The organism is Flavobacterium silvaticum, from assembly GCF_012911565.1.
GTDB lineage: Bacteria > Bacteroidota > Bacteroidia > Flavobacteriales > Flavobacteriaceae > Flavobacterium > Flavobacterium silvaticum.
Map to the genome: position 1 here is coordinate 80,099 of NZ_JAAMPU010000106.1, position 17,707 is coordinate 97,805.

Consider the following 17,707-nt stretch of genomic DNA (forward strand, 5'->3'; position numbering starts at 1 on the left):
GAAATGTAAAATCGCGTTAATGTGTTTAACTTGCCCGCCAAATTACCTGCCATGCCCGATAGCAAAAAACAGCAGAATATATTGGTTGCCCCACTCAATTGGGGACTTGGTCACGCCACCAGATGCGTCCCGATTATCCGTGCGTTGGAACTTACCGGCTACACACCCATCATAGCCTCGGATGGAGTCGCACTTGAAATGCTCAAAAAGGAATTCCCGCATTTGAAGCATCTCGAATTGCCATCGTACAAAATCGAATACCCAAAAGACGGCGAGGATTTCAAGTGGAAAATGCTAAAGGGATTGCCACGTATGCTCGATGCGATTTCCGACGAAAAGAAACTCGTCAAGAAATGGGTTCGGGAGTTGGGATTGAAAGGAATCATTTCAGATAACCGACTCGGTGTTTTTTCCAAAAAAGTGCCGTCGGTGTTTATGACGCATCAGCTCAATGTACTGACGGGAAACACCAGTTGGCTGACCGGAAAACTGCACCGTCAGGTAATCCGCAAATATCGTGAGTGCTGGGTTCCGGATTATGAGGAAAAACCGAACCTGACGGGCAAACTCGGCCATCTCAAAAAACCCGATTTCAATTTAAGATATCTGGGGCCGTTGAGTCGTCTGGAGCTAGCGGAAAAAGAAATGAAGTATGATTTGATGGTCATCCTTTCAGGTCCTGAACCGCAACGTACGTTATTGGAAAACCGGCTAAAGAACGAGGTGCAGTTGTTCGGTAAAAAAGTGGTTTTCATAAAAGGGAAAATCGAAGCGGAACAAAAAACCTGTCAGACCGGAAATGTCACCTACTATAATTTCATGACATCGGAAGAACTTCAGGAAACCTTCAACGAAAGCCGCATGGTGCTTAGCCGCTCCGGCTATACGACGGTGATGGATTTGGCGAAACTGCAGAAAAAATGCTTCTTTATCCCCACGCCGGGGCAATACGAACAGGAATACCTGGCCAAAAAATTAAAGAAAGAAGGATTGGTGCCTTTTGCCAAACAGGATGAGTTCAGGATCGAAAACTTGCTTGAAGTTGACTTGTATCAGGGCTTACCGAAATTCCGCGAAGATATTCATTGGAAAAATCTATTCTGCCTTTTCCAGGGTGAATGAGAATTCCGAACCGTGACCCAATCGGCTTTTGACAAAAATCTTTTCGTCATGGGCCTCAATCAGGTGTTTTACAATCGACAGTCCAAGGCCTGAACCGCCGGCATCCCGCGAGCCGCTTTTATCGACACGGAAGAATCGTTCGAACAAACGCGGGATGTATTGCTGGTCGATTCCTTCTCCATCGTCGTTGATGCGGACAATGATTTTCTTTTCGGTCAGCTCTTCTATGGAAACTTCGGTCGAACCTTTGTCCTTGCCATACTTGATCGAATTCATGACCAGATTGATCAATACCTGTTCGATCTTTTCACTGTCGCCCCAAACATAGACCGGCTTGGAATAACGCTGGTCGAAAAGCAGCAAGATGTCTTTTTTGGACGATTCGATCTCAAGCAGGTCGAAGACGTTTTGCACGAGTTTTACAATGTCGAACTTTTGTTTTTCAAGAACCAGGTCGCCCATTTCGAGTTTGGCGATCATATCGAGGTCGTTGACGATGTAGATCAATCTTTCGACGCCTTTCTCTGCCCTTTCGAGATATTTCTTACGAACACTTTTGTCGTTCAAAGCTCCATCGAGAAGCGTCGACAAATAACCCTGTACCGTAAATAAAGGCGTCTTTAATTCGTGGGAAACGTTCCCGAGGAATTCGCGTCGGTAATCTTCACGCACACGCAAACCTTCGATTTCGAGTTTTTTGTCGGTGGCGAATTTTTTGACTTCACGGGTCAACGTCGCCATGTCTGTAGTAATAGGCTGGCTGCTGAAGTTGTTCGTGTCGAGGAACGAAACGTCGTCGTAGATTTTTTTGACCCTTCGATAAATAAATCGCTCCACACGGAACTGAAGGATAAAAAAAGAAAAGATTGCTACCGATGCCGTAAACAGCAGCAGTGCAATCCATGAAAAGACATTAAGGAAGTACATCAGAAAACCCAGCGAGCCGGCTGCAAAAAGCGAAATGTACAAAGACGATTTCACGGCAAACCGATAGGATTTCTTGAACTTTAAACTCATTTACACTTCGATCTTGTAGCCTACGCCTTTGATCGTTTTGAATAATTCTTCGCCGATCTTTTCGCGTAGTTTTCTTATGTGGACATCTATGGTACGTCCGCCGACGATAACTTCGTTACCCCAAACCTTATCGAGGATTTCTTCGCGCTTGAATACTTTTCCGGGCTTTGAGGCCAACAGGTAAAATAATTCGAATTCCTTTCTCGGCAAGATGATTTCTTTTTCGTCTTTGATTATCTTATACTCTTCCCGGTTGATTTCGATTCCACCTACATTCAGCGTTTCCGATTCCTTGCCGTCATCCTTGAGCCTTCTTAAAAGCGCTTTCACTTTACTTACCAGAAGTTTCGGTTTGATAGGCTTGGTGATGTAGTCATCGGCACCGGCATCGAAGCCCGCAACCTGTGAATAATCTTCGGAACGGGCAGTGAGGAACGTTATGATAATGTTACTCAGCTCCGGTATTTTCCGGATGGCTTCGGTGGCTTCCATACCATCCATTTCCGGCATCATCACATCCATGATGATCAAATGAGGATGCTCTTTTTTTGCTTTAGCGATTGCTTCCTTACCGTTTTCGGCAGTGAATATCTGATAACCTTCCTGAGACAGGTTATAGCCTACTATCTCAAGGATATCCGGTTCGTCGTCCACCAATAGGATGCGGATCTCTTTTTTCTTCATAAAACTAGAAAAATTTGATTTTCGGCTGTAAATGTAAAGATAAAACAATCGGCCAAAATCCGGTTAACTATTATTTAATCTCTTAACATTGGCGTAAACATCAGGAAACTAAAATGTAACCCCGGCTTAACATAGACGTTAAAGCCCGACGCGTACTTTGCCGCAAAATAAAAACAAAAACTCTCTGATGAAAAATCAACTCGCAAACTGGCTGTTCCTTTTGGTCACAGCTACGCTTTTTGCACAGAAAGGAACAATAACGGGAACGTTGACCGACAAGGATATGAAAAACGAGCCGCTCCCTTTCGCAAATGTTCTGGTTAAAGGTACAACAAACGGAGCTTCATCCGACGATCTGGGAAAATACTCACTAAGTGTTGATGCAGGTACATATGTAGTCCAATTTAGTTTTTTAGGCTATGAGACAGTTGAGCAGACTGTAACGGTCGAAGCCGGAAAAACTGTCATTATAAATAAGTCGCTCGGTTCCGGAAGCTATACACTTCAGGATGTTGTGGTCCAGGGCGCCGTAAGCAAAGAAAAGGAAACGGCTTTGCTACAGGAACAAAAGAATGCGATTGATATGAAGCAGGCGATCGGCTCTCAGGAAATCGTCAAAAAGGGCGTAAGCGATGCTTCCCAGGCAGTATTGAAAACGGCTGGTGTAACTAAGACGGAAGGAGTGAATAACGTTTTTGTACGGGGTCTTGGAGATCGATACAATTCCACGACACTTAACGGATTGCCCCTTCCTTCCGAAGATCCGGTTTATAAAAACATTTCGCTTGAGTTCTTTCAGACCGGAATCATCAAGAACATCAATGTCAATAAAACATTCAACGCTTCTTTATACGGAGATAATGCCGGTGCGAACATTGACATCTCTTCAAGGGAACTTGAAAAAAATGCGATTTTCAGCATTTCGGCCGGTACAGGATTGAATACAAATGCCATCTCCAATAACTTTAAAGTATCTGATGGGGCATACTCCTATTTCGGCTTCCTTCAAAACGGAAGAAGCAATCCAATCTCAAACCTCGACAATTATACCTTCAAATCAAATTTCAATACTCAGGATGTTTCGAACACGGTAAATACAAACTTTACAGTGCTGGGAGGAGGCAAAATCGACATCGGGAACAACAAACTTTCAATTTTTGCGGTTGCTGCCAATAACAGCGAGTATTTGTTCCGGGATGGCTTTCTGGGCCAGGCGAGTTTTTCCGGAGACTATACACGACGACTTAATGTACAACGATCAGACTACAAAACAACGCAGTCTGCCATGGCCAACGTTAAATATAAGTTCAATAAGGGAAGCGTTGCACTCAACTCCCTTTTCATTCACAATAATTCACAATACGTGGCCCGTCTTGAAGGGTTCGACGATGATATAAACGGCAACCTAGGGCAAAACGAAGCCGAAAAATCACTAATTAACCGCCAGCAGAATAACGATAATAATTTATTTTCAAACCAACTCCTGGCCGATTATAAATTCAGTGATAAGATTAGTGTTAATGTCGGGGCAACTTACAGCCAGTTGCGCGGTACCGAGCCTGACCGAAAGACTACAACATTTGCATACAACGACGCATCCCAGAAATATCTTTTTGCAACGGATGCACCAGGACAGACCATGCGTTATTTTTCAACTCTCGATGAAAATGATTTTGCAGGAAAAGCAGAGTTGGATTACACCTTTAATCCAGCTTCTGAAAACAAGGTGGTACTTACCATAGGCGGAAATTATCGCTCTACTAAAAGGACATTCAATTTTACCGAATTATTGTACCGATTCAGGACAAGTGCATTATCCGCTTTCACTATTGACCCTGAAAATCCTGATCTCGTTCTTAACGCAGACAATTTCAACAACGGTGTTTTTACCCTTGAAAGTGGTCGGGGCGATACGAATGTTAATCCGTTTTACTACCTCGCAGATCGCGACATTGCTTCTGGATACGGACAATTGTTATATCCTTTTAACGAAAATCTGACTGTTCAGGTTGGCGTTAGGTATGAAAAAGCAAAGCAAACGGTCAACTGGGACACCAACTTGACCAGCAGTGTAAACGATCTTACAACCCGACCGTCGCTTATCGACAAAAATTACATTCTTCCCAGCCTGAACCTGAAATACAGCCTTAACGAGAAAAATGCAATACGATTTGCGGCAAGTCAAACCTATACAATGCCGCAATTCAAAGAGACGGCACAGTTTCTATATTCAGATATAAACAGTAACGAATATGGAAATCCGTATCTGGTTCCATCTACAAACTATAACATAGATGCCAAATATGATTTTTACCTGTCGAAAAAAGAAATCATTTCAGTCGGCGGATTCTATAAATATATCCAAGACCCAATCAGCCGGGTACAAATAAACTCACCTGCACTTGAATATTCGTATGTAAATACGGATCATGCATTCGTGGCGGGTGCCGAACTTGAAGTACGTAAGACTTTGTACGCGGTTGAAGGCGAGGTAAGAAACAGCGATTTTTCGCTTGGTTTGAACACGTCTTACCTCTATAGTGAACAAACACAGGACGACCAGACTTCTGGTGTTGTTTCTACAGATTTCACATATGACAGAGGTAAAATGCAAGGTGCTACTCCATTGCTGATCAATTCTGATTTGAGCTACAGCGCCAGCAATGCAAAGACATGGTTTTTGTCAACTGTAATTTTCAATTACTTCTATGACAAGGTTTATACCGTTGGTACTGCCACCCGCGAAAACATTGTTGAAAAAGCTGTTCCAACGCTTGACTTTGTGAACCGACTGGAACTTAAAGACTATAAGCTTACCCTTTCTGCAGGCGCAAGAAATATCCTGAACCCAAGATATTGGCTGACGCAGCAAACAACATCAACCGTAAGCGGAGATACTACAGACTCACTGATCAGTTCTTATCGCAAAGGCGTAACGGTGTTCTTCGGCCTCAACTGGCAATTGTAAATAAATAATGCTAACTCTAAATATTAATTACTTTAAACACTTACACAATGAAAAAAATGCTAATGCTTGCTGTAGCTGCAGCAATGGTAGCTGCTTGTAGCAGTGACGACAACAACGGAACGCCTACAGATCCACAAACTGCGGACGGGCTAATTACTTCTTTGACTGACATCGATTACGACGCAACCTCTTTGAAAGGTTACATTGCCGGAAATATCACTTTGCCCGCTGGTGAATACACATTGGATGGTGCGTTGACTGTATTGGATGGCTTCACACTGACACTTGAGCCAGGTGTAAAATTCATTGCCAATACATCAGGTGCGCAAGGAGGAACAAACGTACGTTTACAGGTGAACAAAGGTGGAAAATTGATGGCCGTAGGTACAGCTTCACAACCAATTGTTTTCACTTCTGATACAGAAGAGCCTGGCGACTGGGCTGGTGTATTCTTGTGTGGTAAAGCTACCCTTACGTCACCAAACGGAGGAAGAGATGGTTCTTATACACAAGCTACTGAAATTGGAGATGCTTCTTACGGTGGATCTGATGATGCTGACTCATCAGGTCACTTGGAATATGTAGAAATCGCCTATGCAGGTGCACGTATCAATGGTACTAAAGAAGGCAACAACCTTTCTCTTTATGCACAAGGTACAGGAACAATCCTGAAAAACCTTTGGCTACACGACGGTTCAGATGACAACATTGAATTTTTCGGTGGTACTGTAAACGCTGAAAACTTATTGGTTGTAAACTCTGCAGATGATACTTTTGACTGGTGTCTTGGATGGAACGGACACGTAACAAACGTTGTTGAAATCCGTGAGGCTGGTTTTACAGATATCACCAATGGATCAGGTATGATGGAAGGTGATGGTTTCTTTTCTGACCTTGGTTCGACTCCGGCTAACACTGCCAACTTGTCTAATCCTACACTTACTAATTTCTCGATAGGTGTTTACGGTGCTTCAGGTACTGATTCCGCAGATCCAAACAGTACCGCTTACAAGCTTCGCGCTGTGGCTTTATTCAGAACCGGATGTAAAATTTCTTTGACCAATTCAAAAGTAATCTGGGGAGATGCCGTGAATATGCCTACAAACGGTCTGTTCAAATTCAATGATGCAACAGGCCCTGCTCTTGCTGCCGATGTTCACATCAGTCTTAACTACACAGGCCCAAGCTTTATTGGAGGTACCGGTGTTACGACATCTCCGGACAGTCCGGTTCCAGGTGCGAACTACAACTTGTCAGGCGCTTATCCTGCCTATATCTATGGTGATTTTGCACAATTGGTATTCAACAATACTGGTGCTACAGGTGCTGATAAATCTGTTTTTGCATGGACAAATTACGACTTCGCTACTAAAGCTCCTGGTTTGTAATTTTTTGAAAACAAAAAACAATTGAAAATCCCGCTTTAAAGGCGGGATTTTTTTATGTGTCTGATTGATTTGATAGTTACGGTAAAACGTGTTATAGGATTTTCACATAATGATCTCTAAAACAATAAAATGATGCAAAAAAATTTGGCAACATATTTGAAAACACTTTTGTACTTTTACAAAACCAAATTTGCACCATGACAAAAAATTACTTTTTAACCCTGATGTTTTTCCTCTTCTTTGCTGCTGCGGCTTCAGCCCAGGATGGCAAGGAACTCGGGTTCTATCCGAATCCGGTAAGTACAGGAAAAATTTATGTGACCTCTAAGAGTTCACTGGAAAAAGAAGTTACCATTTTCAATGTTCTTGGAAAGCAGGTGCTTCAACAAATGGTCAGCCGCGAGCTCAACATTTCGACACTATCTCCCGGAGTTTACATCCTCAAGATTCGGGAAGGCGATGCCAGCATCACGAGAAAACTGATAATAAAATAGTTAAACCCCGCATCGGCGGGGTTTTTTAATACTTTTTTTACATTGGATTTTTTTTCGGCAGAAAATATCGGCTTATATTTGCAGTCTATAAAATACTAAAAATGAAAAAAATCTACTTTTTACTTTTCACTGTTGCTTTGGCTTTCTCTGCTAATGCACAGAACGTCCTGACAAATGGCGGTTTTGAAACCTGGACTGATGGCACGCCTGATGGCTGGTTAATCACTTTAGGTACAAACGGCGGATCTGTCACTCAAGAAACTACTTTGTTCCAAGAGGGTGCAAGTTCAGTAAAACTTGTTGCTCCGACAGGAACAGGTAACAACCGTGTTGGATATACAGATCTTCCGGTAACACCTGGACAATCTTACACCATATCTTACTGGTATAATGATCAGGACAACAATGCAAAAATGCGCCATTGGGGTTCTTTCCGTGATGCGGCGGGAGCTTTGGCAGCAGACCAACAATTACCTGAATTTCAACCTTCAGAATACAATGCAAATACCACAGGCTGGCAGTTTGTTACCGTAACAGGTGTAGCTCCGGCAACTGCAACACTTCTTCGTGTGGATTTCCGTGTTTTCCGCGAATCAGCCGATGCTCAAGGCGGAACCGTGTATGTTGATAATGCTTCGGTTGAAGGGCAGCTTTCTGTCAAGCAGAATGCCATCGCCGGCTTGAAAATCTATCCTAACCCGGTTTCAGGAAATAACCTAAACATTTCTACAACTGCAAATTCAACTAAGAATGTTGTGATTTTTGACGTGTTGGGCAAACAAGTAATCAGCACTAAAATCGAAGGAGAAACAGTAAATGTTTCAGCTTTGAAATCAGGAGTTTATATTGTAAAAGTTACTGAAGAAGGAAAAACAGCTACCCGTAAACTGGTAGTGAAGTAATTTTTCCAAAATATATAGAAAGCCTCGTCATTCCCGACGGGGCTTTTTTATTTTTACCTTTGCCCCATGCTTTCACAAGACGACATTTTTGGAATTTCCGGCCATAAAGAATTCGTAAAAACTACGCTCAAAGTCTTTCGGTACCAATATGAATCGAATTTGGTATACCGGCAGTTTTGTGACAATCTCAACGTCGATGTGCAATCCGTAAAAAAACTGGAAGATATTCCGTTCTTACCAATCCAATTTTTCAAATCGCACGAAGTAATTACCGGAAACGGAAATCCCGAGGAAACCTTCACAAGTTCGGGCACGACGGGCCAACAAACCAGTCGCCACATGGTAACCGATGTTTCCTGGTACGAACAGAGTTTCCGCAAAGCATTTTCTCAATTCTACGGAAACATAGAAGATTACGCGGTTCTGGCATTGCTTCCGAGCTATCTCGAACGCGACGGATCTTCATTGATTTATATGGTTGACGATTTGATCCAATCAAGCAACAATCCGGACAGCGGCTTCTACCTGAACAATTATTCCGACCTGATTCAAAAACTGATTGGCCTTGACGCATCAGGCCAGAATGTACTTCTGATTGGCGTAACCTATGCCCTTTTAGACCTCATGGAAATCCAGAAATTCCAATTGACGAACACAGTCATCATGGAAACAGGTGGAATGAAAGGCCGTCGGAAAGAAATGATACGCGAGGAACTGCACGAACTGCTCAGCAAGGGTTTCGGTGTAAAATCGATCCATTCGGAATACGGAATGACTGAACTGCTGTCGCAGGCATATTCCCTCGGCGATGGTATTTTCGAATGCCCTTCGTGGATGAAAATTTTAACGCGTGACCCGGAAGATGCCTTGACATATGTCGAAAACGGAAAAACCGGCGGAATCAACGTAATCGATCTTGCCAACATCAATTCCTGCTCTTTTATCGCGACCCAGGATTTAGGCCGATTATACCAAAACGGCAGCTTTGAAGTCCTGGGCCGTTTTGACAATTCAGACATTCGTGGCTGCAATCTGATGGTATTGTAATCAAATACAATAAATTGCAGGAAATCCGAGTTATCAATCGGATATTGAAAATCATGAGGAAATTTTCTATGCTGCTGCTACTTTTTGCCGCTTCCATGTTTGGCCAGCGACCTGTGGACCTGGTTCTGGATTCGGTAAATTCTTCTGATAAGGACGACAAATACCGCGATTACGAAGTCTGTTATCATATCACGAATCAAACAGACAAACCGGTTGTTTTCTTTCTAAATACCAATTCAATGGTTCCTGTTGTTTCAAGCTCGTTATCGCATGCACCACATTACAAATTATATATGGATGGGAAATCCGTAGATGTTTCCGGAATATTCGATGTAGGGGAAACTTACAGGCGCGAATTCAAGACCGATGCGGAATTTTATAAATATCAGGATTCCCTGAGGCAATATTACACGCCGGAACAACAAAAAAAATCCCTCAGCGACAATATCGTCCAAAGTAAAACATCACTGGCGCCGAATGAAAAGAAATACTTTTCCATTCAGTTACGATGGGACAAACAACGCTACCAAAAGCAGGACGAACAGGAATATTACCTTGAACCCGGATCCGATTTTGAACTCGAACTTTCGATGCATTTACTGCGCGAAGAATTGGAATCGCGACTTGAACCTGAAGCATATAATCAGGCCATTGAAGATCCGGATTTCATTAAAGGCTGGTTCACATCGAATAGATTGTGCATTGATTTGTCCGAAAGTAAAATGCCTTAATCATCATTCTATCAGATAAAAAAATCCCGGCCAAAACCGGGATAATTATTTTATTAGACTCTTGTTTCAACATCCAATCAAATAAACCGCAGCACAAAATAATTTTTCTTTCCGCGCTGAAGCAACACAAAAGTTCCGTTGATCAAATCTTTTTCGGTAAATAAAAAACCTTCGGCAACTTTCTCACGGTTGACAGAAATAGAGTTCTCAGCCAACGCCCTTCTCGCCTCTCCGTTCGATTTCATAAAGCCCGATTTCTCGTTCATCACCGCCACGATATCAATCCCGTCATTCAGTTCAGTCCTGGAAATTTGAGCTTGCGGAACGCCATCGAAAATTTCAAGGAACGTCGCATCATCCAAAGATTTCAAGTCGTCCGCCGTAGAATTCCCGAACAAAATATTCGAAGCTTTCTGCGCCTTCTCCAACTCTTCAGCCGAATGTACGAACGTTGTCACTTCTTCTGCCAGCTTGCGTTGCAACGCGCGTAAATGTGGCGCCTGAGCGTGTTCTGCTACCAAAGCATCAATCGTCGGTTTATCCAAAAAAGTAAAAATCTTGATGTACTTTGCCGCATCGTCATCGCTCGTATTGAGCCAGAACTGGTAGAATTTATACACAGATGTCTTATCGGCATCGAGCCAGATATTTCCTCCTTCAGATTTCCCGAATTTCGATCCGTCAGATTTGGTCACCAGCGGCGTCGTCAATGCAAATGCCTTGGCTTCATGAGAATTCATCCGTCTCACCAATTCCGTTCCTGTCGTGATATTTCCCCATTGATCGGAACCGCCCATCTGCAACACACAATTGTAGGTTTTGTGCAGATGATAGAAATCGTAACCCTGAATCAGTTGGTACGTGAATTCCGTAAACGACATGCCCTCGCCCACTTCACCCGAAAGACGCTTTTTCACCGAATCTTTCGCCATCATATAATTCACGGTAATCCGCTTACCCACATCACGTGCAAAGGCGATAAAAGAAAACTCCTTCATCCAGTCATAATTATTGACCAGCAACGGCGCATTTTCGCCTGTTTCGGAAAAATCGAGGAATCGCGACAAAACGCTTTTAATGCCTGCGACATTCTTGGCCAAAGCCGCTTCGTCAAGTAAATTCCTTTCGTCGCTTTTACCTGATGGATCGCCAATCATTCCCGTAGCACCGCCAACCAACGCAATCGGCTTGTGCCCGAAACGCTTCAAATGGACCAGCAGCATGATTTGCACCATGCTCCCTATATGCAGCGAATCAGCAGTAGGATCGAACCCGATATATGCCGTCGTCGGTCCCGATAAAAGTTGTTCTTCGGTTCCGGGCATGGCATCGTGGTACAATCCGCGCCATTTGAATTCTTCGACAAGATTTTGCATGAGATAATTATTAAGGCTGCAAAAATAGGCAGTTCCATTTTAAAAGCATAGGATTTTTGAGCAGCAATTCCGGCTGCCCGCTGCAAGTCCTCATTTTGAACCGTGATTTTTGACCGCTTTATTCCGGCTTCCGGTGGTCGCCGTCAAAAGCCGCAAAAATCTGCGGGTCAAAATTCCGGGCTTTTCGCTTGCATCCGGGCTAGGGCAATTGGTTCCGAAAAAACTTCTACGCAAACAGAACCCACAAATGACCGACCGACAAAATGAATTGCCTGCGACTTATTTGTCAGTCATTATAGAAACCTAATCGCTAAATTTACCCTATGAACTTAATTACCGGAGCCACGGGATTTGTCGGCGCACACCTTACACTTCATCTGCTAGAAAACGGACAATCGGTGCGGGCACTGTATCGGCACGAAAGCAAAAAAGATTTCACCCGCAAACTGTTTTCGCTCTACGGCAAGGAGCATCTATATCCGAAAATTGAATGGCACAAAGCAGATTTATGCGACATTCCTGCACTTGAGCCCGCTTTTGAAAACGTATTAAAAGTCTATCATTGCGCCGCATTGGTTTCGTTCGATCCGCGTGACGAACCGGCCATGAGAAAAGCAAATATAGAAGGAACGGCCAATATGGTGAATCTGTCACTTGCGTTCGGTGTTGAAAAATTCCTTCATCTGAGTTCGATTGCGGCTTTGGGAGACCCTATTTCACCCGAAACCATCGTTGATGAAACCACAGAATGGAATCCGGAAAAAGAACACAGCGACTACGCGATTTCGAAATATGGAGCCGAAATGGAAGTATGGCGCGCGCGACAGGAAGGACTTTCGGTACTCATAGTAGCGCCCGCTGTCATTTTAGGCCCAATCCCCGATCTGGAAAAATCAGGTCAGGGAAGCGCACAGATTTTCAAGGAAATCAAGAAAGAATTTCCGTTTTACACCAACGCCTCAAATGGTTTTATCTCCGTGACAGATGTAGTCCGCCTGATGAATGAATTGATGGAATCAGGTATTTCAAACGAGCGTTTCATAGCCGTCGCTGAACATCACAACATGCATTGGATTTCAAAAAAAGTCGCTGCGGCTTATCGTGTCAAAGCCCCGTTTATAGAAGCCGGGCCAAAGTTGCTTCGGGCGGCTTTGCTGTTTGACAGATTTTTGTCGGTATTCGGTAAAAAGAGAAAATTGTTCAGTGATTCGATTCCGGCGTTGTTGTCCAAAAGCCGATTTTCCGATGCCAAACTTCAGTCGGCACTTAAAACAGAATACACGGATATTTCAACTTACATTGAGGAATGTGTCCGGATCATGGATTCGAAACCCACTACTTTATAGTTCCCCCTTCCGGAAGTTTTTCCTTTCGGCCTTTGTTCTGACCAAGGCCTTCCAACTTTGAGAGTTCCGCATTGATCCGATCGCTGACTTTTTGGTACAACCCGCGGTAATTCTTCATGTCTGAAGCGTAATACCGGTTGCTTGCCGCGAACTGCAAACTGTCGATCTTATATTTTTTATAGATGTATGTATCGGCATCGGTCGCGTTCCTGAGTTTTTCCGGACTTTGGGATTTCATGGCATCGAGAAGCGACAAATCGTACAAAATATCGACCATCTGGTCTTCCGGGATCAGGTTCGACGGTTTCTCGACTACGGAATTCCCGCACGAAGCAAAAAACACGACTAAAGCAATCCAGATATTTTTCATGATTCGAACAATAAGCGTTGGCCGGCCTTGATGTCCTTTACTTTAGAAGCGGTATACACCAATTGGCCGTTCACGAAGGTATGCATAATGCGCGACTTGAAGTTGTATCCTTCGAAAGGTGACCAACCACATTTGTAGAGCAGGTTTTCTTTTTTGACCGACCAAGGTGAAGATGGATTTACGATAGCCAGATCTGCATAATAGCCTTCACGGATGAATCCGCGTTTTTCGATACGGAACAACGTAGCCGGATTGTGCGCCATTTTCTCCACGATTTTTTCTACGGATATTTTCCCCTGCAGATGCTTCTCGAACATAGCCACCACCGAATGCTGGACCAACGGCCCGCCCGAAGGTGCTTTTACATACGGTTGCTTTTTTTCTTCAAGCGTATGGGGTGCATGATCTGTCGCAATTACGTCGATGCGTCCGTCGAGCAAAGCTTCCCACAATTTATCTCTGTCGGCGGCAGATTTTACGGCCGGGTTCCATTTGATGAAATTGCCTTTCGCAGCATAATCGGCATCAGAAAACCACAAATGATGTACACAGACTTCAGCCGTGATTTTTTTGTCTTTGAGTGGAACATCGTTTTTGAACAATTCCGTTTCGATAGCTGTTGACAGATGGAACACATGCAATCGCGCACCTGTTTTCTTTGCAAGCGCAATCGCTTTTGAAGATGACAGGTAACACGCTTCGGCACTTCTGATGACCGGATGCTGGCTAACCGGAATGTCGTCGCCGAATTCCGCTTTGGCTTTCTCTAGATTTGCCTTGATTGTCGCTTCGTCTTCACAATGGACTGCGATAAGCATCGGGGTCGATGAAAATATCTTTTCAAGGACAGCTTCGTTATCGACGAGCATATTTCCGGTAGAAGATCCGAGGAAAATCTTGACGCCGGCTACATTGCGTGGATTCGTCTTTAAAACCTCATCAAGATTGTCATTCGAGGCGCCCATCATAAACGAATAATTCGCATGTGATTTTGAGGCCGCGATTTCATATTTCTGCTCGAGCAATTCCTGCGTCAATGCATTCGGGACGGTGTTCGGCTGATCTATAAATGTAGTCACACCACCCGCAACGGCAGCTGCCGATTCGGAACCGATGTCACCTTTTTGCGTCAGTCCGGGTTCGCGGAAATGCACCTGGTCGTCAATCGCACCCGGAATCAGATAATTTCCTTCGGCGTCGATGACACGTGTATCCGGATGTTTGGCCGAAATGCTGTCGGCAATTTCAACAATATATTCGCCTTCGATCAATACATCGCCCTCGCGGATACTTCCTTCGTTGACGATTCGGGCATTCTTGATCAAAACTCTGTTCATGCTATAAGGTATTTCTCATTTTTTTCCACCGAAGACGCAATACACCTAAAAAGGCTTCCTTGAAAATGGCGGAACTCATCTTGGATTCGCCTTTGGTCCTGTCAGTGAAGATTATCGGCACTTCCACGAGCCTGAATTTGCGTGCGAAAGTCCTGTATTTCATTTCGATCTGGAACGCATAACCTACGAATTTTATCCGGTCGGGGTTGATGGTTTCCAAAACAGTTCTTTTGAAGCACATGAATCCGGCTGTGGCATCTTTGATTCCCATTCCGGTTACAAGTTCCACATATCGGGAGGCATAATACGACATCAATACGCGGCTTAACGGCCAGTTGACTACGTTGACTCCGGTGACATATCGCGACCCAATGGCTAAATCGGCATCACCTAAATGACAGGCTTCGTATAACTTGACAAGGTCGTTCGGATTATGGGAGAAATCGGCGTCCATTTCAAAAATATACTGATACGGACGAGCCAAAGCCCATTTGAATCCGTGGACATAAGCGGTTCCCAATCCGGACTTTTTCTGACGGATTTCGAGATGCAGTCTTTGTGGAAATTCCTGTTGCAGCAGTTGCACGCGGGACGAAGTTCCATCCGGTGAATTATCGTCCACAATCAATAAATCGAATTCCGGATGCAACGACAAAACCGCGCGGATTATCGCTTCGACATTCTCAATTTCGTTATATGTAGGGATTATAACCAGACGGTCGCTCATACAGGGATTAACTACTGCGCAAAAATACGTTTTTTAACACATTGACATCCTAAGAAAATAATAATAAATGAAGGGCCTAAATTTTATATTTTTGCCCCAATGAACGAGAGTTTCCTGCATTTGAGAGCGTTTACGAATACCGACTGGGCGACTGCTGTCTTCCTGATGTGTTTTGCTTTGATTGCCGTGACGCGATCGGCATTTGAAATGCGTTTCGCCGAATTCTCACGCCTGGTCATTTCGGACAAATACATTAAAGTCTACCGGGACAACAGCAACCTCATGAGCTGGTTCAATGTAGCTTTATTCCTCATGCACCTGGTATCGTTTGCTTTTTTTATCCAATTGATCCTGAGCCATTACGGTTATGGTGAAAAAACAGATTGGGTGCTTTTTGTACGTGTCTTTACATTTCTCGGAGCCTTTATCCTGTCTAAATTCCTGGTTGAAAAAATAATAGGGGTTTGTTTTAACGGAGAGGAATTCGTCGAGCAATTCAATCTTGTCAAAGTAAGTTACCGGACGTATCTGGGGTTATTCCTGCTTCCGATAGACATTATCCTGTTCTACTCGAACAATTTTCCACAATGGATCTTATCGGGCATGATTGCTATAATACTGGGCGTTAACATCTTGACCTATGTGCTTTCCATCCGAAGTTATCAAAACGTTTTGATAGGTCGGTTGTTCTATTTTATTTTATATCTTTGCGCACTTGAAATCGCGCCCTATTATTTCATGTATTACTGGTTCACAAAAAGTTAGACAATGCCCAACAAAGTGAAAACTATTCTGGTATCACAGCCGGAACCAAAGGTGGAAAATTCACCTTACTTTGAGTTGCAGCAAAAGCATAAGGTTAAGATCGATTTTCGACCTTTTATCCACGTGGAAGGGGTTAGCGCCAAGGACATCCGTCAGCAGAAAATCGACCTGGCAAATTACACTGCGATCATACTTACAAGTAAAAATGCTGTCGACCATTTTTTCCGGGTTGCCGAAGAAATGCGATACAAAATTCCTGAAGGCCTGAAGTATTTTTGCCAGAGTGAAGCCATTGCGTTCTATCTGCAAAAATATGTGGTGTACCGCAAGCGCAAGATTTATGTGGGACAGAAGGATTTTGTCGATATGTCTCCGCTCATCAAGAAGTATAAGGACGAGAAATTCCTGTTGCCGGCTTCAGACCAATTGAACGCAGATGCACCTCAAACCCTGAACAACCTTAAAGTAGACTGGACCGTTGGAACGTTCTACAAAACGGTAATGAGCGACTTGTCTGACCTGGCTGATGTATATTATGATGTACTGGCTTTTTTCAGCCCGACGGGAATCAAATCGTTGTTCAAGAATTTCCCCGACTTCCAGCAAAATGAGACACGCATAGCCGTATTTGGCGTATCTGTCCAGAAAGAAGCCGAAGCACATGGCCTACGCGTTGACATCATGGCTCCTACGCCTGAAGCTCCGTCAATGACAATGGCAATTGAAAAATACATTTCCAAGGTCAATAAAGAGAAGTAACCGGAGAAAAAATACTATCGAAAGGCTGTCTGAAAAGGCGGCCTTTTTTATTTTCATCAGTCGGGAAATATGTTGACAACCAACCCGACACTATTCTATTTGTGTGGAGATTCAACTTGTGGACTTTTAAAAATCCACAATACGAAATGCCACAAAAATCCTCAACTGCAAAAGCCAATGGCAAGGACTGAAAATGCGAATTACAAAAGGCTATTTCTTAAACTACTTTAATTTTTCCCTTGAAATGCTGCTGTAAGTTTGTATCAGACAACAAAAAATACAATTATCATGAGTACTTCAGTAAAAGGAATGATCGACCAATATATCTTGGCCTGGAACCAAAAATCGTTAGGAAATTATGCCGCCGGGTTTAGCAAATGCTGGGCAAAAAACGGCCAATATGCAGATCCTTACGGAACATACGACGGCCTCGATGCGATAGTAAATTTCGCTTCAAAGTCCGGTGAGATTGTTCCCGAACGTGTTTTCAGCATACTCGAAGAACCGGAATTCCACAACCATTACGGAAGATACGCTTGGAAAGTAGCGTTGCCCGACGGACAGAATACAGGCTACGATTACTTCGAATTCGACGAAAACTTCAGGATAACGAAACTCGTGAGCTTTTTCAAATTGCCCGATGATTATCCGATTGAAAAATTGCAATAAGGAAT

At 43.6% G+C, this 17,707-nt stretch carries 17 protein-coding genes; 11 read left to right on the top strand and 6 right to left on the bottom strand.

Features of this window, described 5'->3' with window-relative positions; translation table 11 throughout:
- Positions 1-51 precede the first annotated feature (51 nt).
- Positions 52-1,122, top strand: a complete 1,071-nt coding sequence (locus G6047_RS10900; RefSeq protein ID WP_169527652.1) for a glycosyltransferase — start codon at positions 52-54, stop codon at positions 1,120-1,122.
- Here G6047_RS10900 and G6047_RS10905 read toward each other — a convergent pair.
- Positions 1,096-2,139, bottom strand: a complete 1,044-nt coding sequence (locus tag G6047_RS10905) for a sensor histidine kinase (protein ID WP_169527653.1) — start codon at positions 2,137-2,139, stop codon at positions 1,096-1,098. The genes G6047_RS10900 and G6047_RS10905 overlap by 27 nt on opposite strands.
- A complete protein-coding gene (locus G6047_RS10910) occupies positions 2,140-2,823 on the bottom strand; it encodes a response regulator transcription factor (protein ID WP_169527654.1) in 684 nt (227 codons plus the stop codon).
- Positions 2,824-3,010: 187 nt separating this feature from the next.
- On the opposite strand from G6047_RS10910, the gene G6047_RS10915 reads away from it, so the two are divergent.
- From G6047_RS10915 to G6047_RS10940, 6 genes are all read left to right on the top strand, one after another.
- The gene (locus G6047_RS10915; RefSeq protein WP_169527655.1) at positions 3,011-5,791 is read left to right on the top strand and encodes a TonB-dependent receptor; all 2,781 of its coding nucleotides are present in this window, start codon (positions 3,011-3,013) and stop codon (positions 5,789-5,791) included.
- Between the two features lie 47 nt (positions 5,792-5,838).
- On the top strand, positions 5,839-7,179 hold the full coding sequence (locus G6047_RS10920; protein WP_169527656.1) for a hypothetical protein: 1,341 nt from the start codon (positions 5,839-5,841) through the stop codon (positions 7,177-7,179).
- 197 nt (positions 7,180-7,376) lie between these two features.
- Positions 7,377-7,673 (top strand): T9SS type A sorting domain-containing protein, encoded by a 297-nt coding sequence (locus tag G6047_RS10925; protein WP_169527657.1) that lies wholly within the window; start codon positions 7,377-7,379, stop codon positions 7,671-7,673.
- 101 nt (positions 7,674-7,774) lie between these two features.
- The gene (locus G6047_RS16775; protein WP_235946534.1) at positions 7,775-8,575 is read left to right on the top strand and encodes a T9SS type A sorting domain-containing protein; all 801 of its coding nucleotides are present in this window, start codon (positions 7,775-7,777) and stop codon (positions 8,573-8,575) included.
- 66 nt (positions 8,576-8,641) lie between these two features.
- The gene (locus G6047_RS10935) at positions 8,642-9,622 is read left to right on the top strand and encodes a LuxE/PaaK family acyltransferase (protein WP_169527658.1); all 981 of its coding nucleotides are present in this window, start codon (positions 8,642-8,644) and stop codon (positions 9,620-9,622) included.
- Between the two features lie 53 nt (positions 9,623-9,675).
- Entirely contained in the window at positions 9,676-10,353 is a 678-nt protein-coding gene (locus G6047_RS10940; protein ID WP_169527659.1) for a hypothetical protein, read from the top strand.
- 77 nt (positions 10,354-10,430) lie between these two features.
- Here the strand turns inward: G6047_RS10940 and tyrS are convergent, their stop codons facing one another.
- The gene (tyrS, locus tag G6047_RS10945) at positions 10,431-11,729 is read right to left on the bottom strand and encodes a tyrosine--tRNA ligase (RefSeq protein WP_169527660.1); all 1,299 of its coding nucleotides are present in this window, start codon (positions 11,727-11,729) and stop codon (positions 10,431-10,433) included.
- A gap of 323 nt (positions 11,730-12,052) precedes the next feature.
- On the opposite strand from tyrS, the gene G6047_RS10950 reads away from it, so the two are divergent.
- A complete protein-coding gene (locus G6047_RS10950; RefSeq protein WP_169527661.1) occupies positions 12,053-13,075 on the top strand; it encodes an NAD-dependent epimerase/dehydratase family protein in 1,023 nt (340 codons plus the stop codon).
- Here the strand turns inward: G6047_RS10950 and G6047_RS10955 are convergent.
- The 3 genes from G6047_RS10955 to G6047_RS10965 are packed head-to-tail and all read right to left on the bottom strand — an operon-like array spanning position 13,065 to position 15,509.
- Positions 13,065-13,445, bottom strand: a complete 381-nt coding sequence (locus G6047_RS10955) for a DUF4296 domain-containing protein (RefSeq protein ID WP_169527662.1) — start codon at positions 13,443-13,445, stop codon at positions 13,065-13,067. The genes G6047_RS10950 and G6047_RS10955 overlap by 11 nt on opposite strands.
- The gene (locus G6047_RS10960) at positions 13,442-14,782 is read right to left on the bottom strand and encodes a dihydroorotase (RefSeq protein WP_169527663.1); all 1,341 of its coding nucleotides are present in this window, start codon (positions 14,780-14,782) and stop codon (positions 13,442-13,444) included. The genes G6047_RS10955 and G6047_RS10960 overlap by 4 nt, the downstream gene beginning before the upstream one ends.
- A gap of 1 nt (position 14,783) precedes the next feature.
- Positions 14,784-15,509 carry a polyprenol monophosphomannose synthase gene (locus G6047_RS10965; RefSeq protein WP_169527664.1) on the bottom strand — a complete coding sequence of 242 codons (726 nt, stop codon included), beginning with the start codon at positions 15,507-15,509 and terminating at the stop codon, positions 14,784-14,786.
- Positions 15,510-15,608: 99 nt separating this feature from the next.
- On the opposite strand from G6047_RS10965, the gene G6047_RS10970 reads away from it, so the two are divergent.
- The 3 genes from G6047_RS10970 to G6047_RS10980 all read left to right on the top strand — a co-directional run bounded on the left by G6047_RS10970 (position 15,609) and on the right by G6047_RS10980 (position 17,702).
- Positions 15,609-16,274 (top strand): DUF4271 domain-containing protein, encoded by a 666-nt coding sequence (locus G6047_RS10970; RefSeq protein WP_169527665.1) that lies wholly within the window; start codon positions 15,609-15,611, stop codon positions 16,272-16,274.
- Positions 16,275-16,277: 3 nt separating this feature from the next.
- Positions 16,278-17,033, top strand: a complete 756-nt coding sequence (locus G6047_RS10975) for a uroporphyrinogen-III synthase (protein ID WP_169527666.1) — start codon at positions 16,278-16,280, stop codon at positions 17,031-17,033.
- Positions 17,034-17,321: 288 nt separating this feature from the next.
- Entirely contained in the window at positions 17,322-17,702 is a 381-nt protein-coding gene (locus G6047_RS10980; protein ID WP_169527667.1) for a nuclear transport factor 2 family protein, read from the top strand.
- Positions 17,703-17,707: the final 5 nt, after the last annotated feature.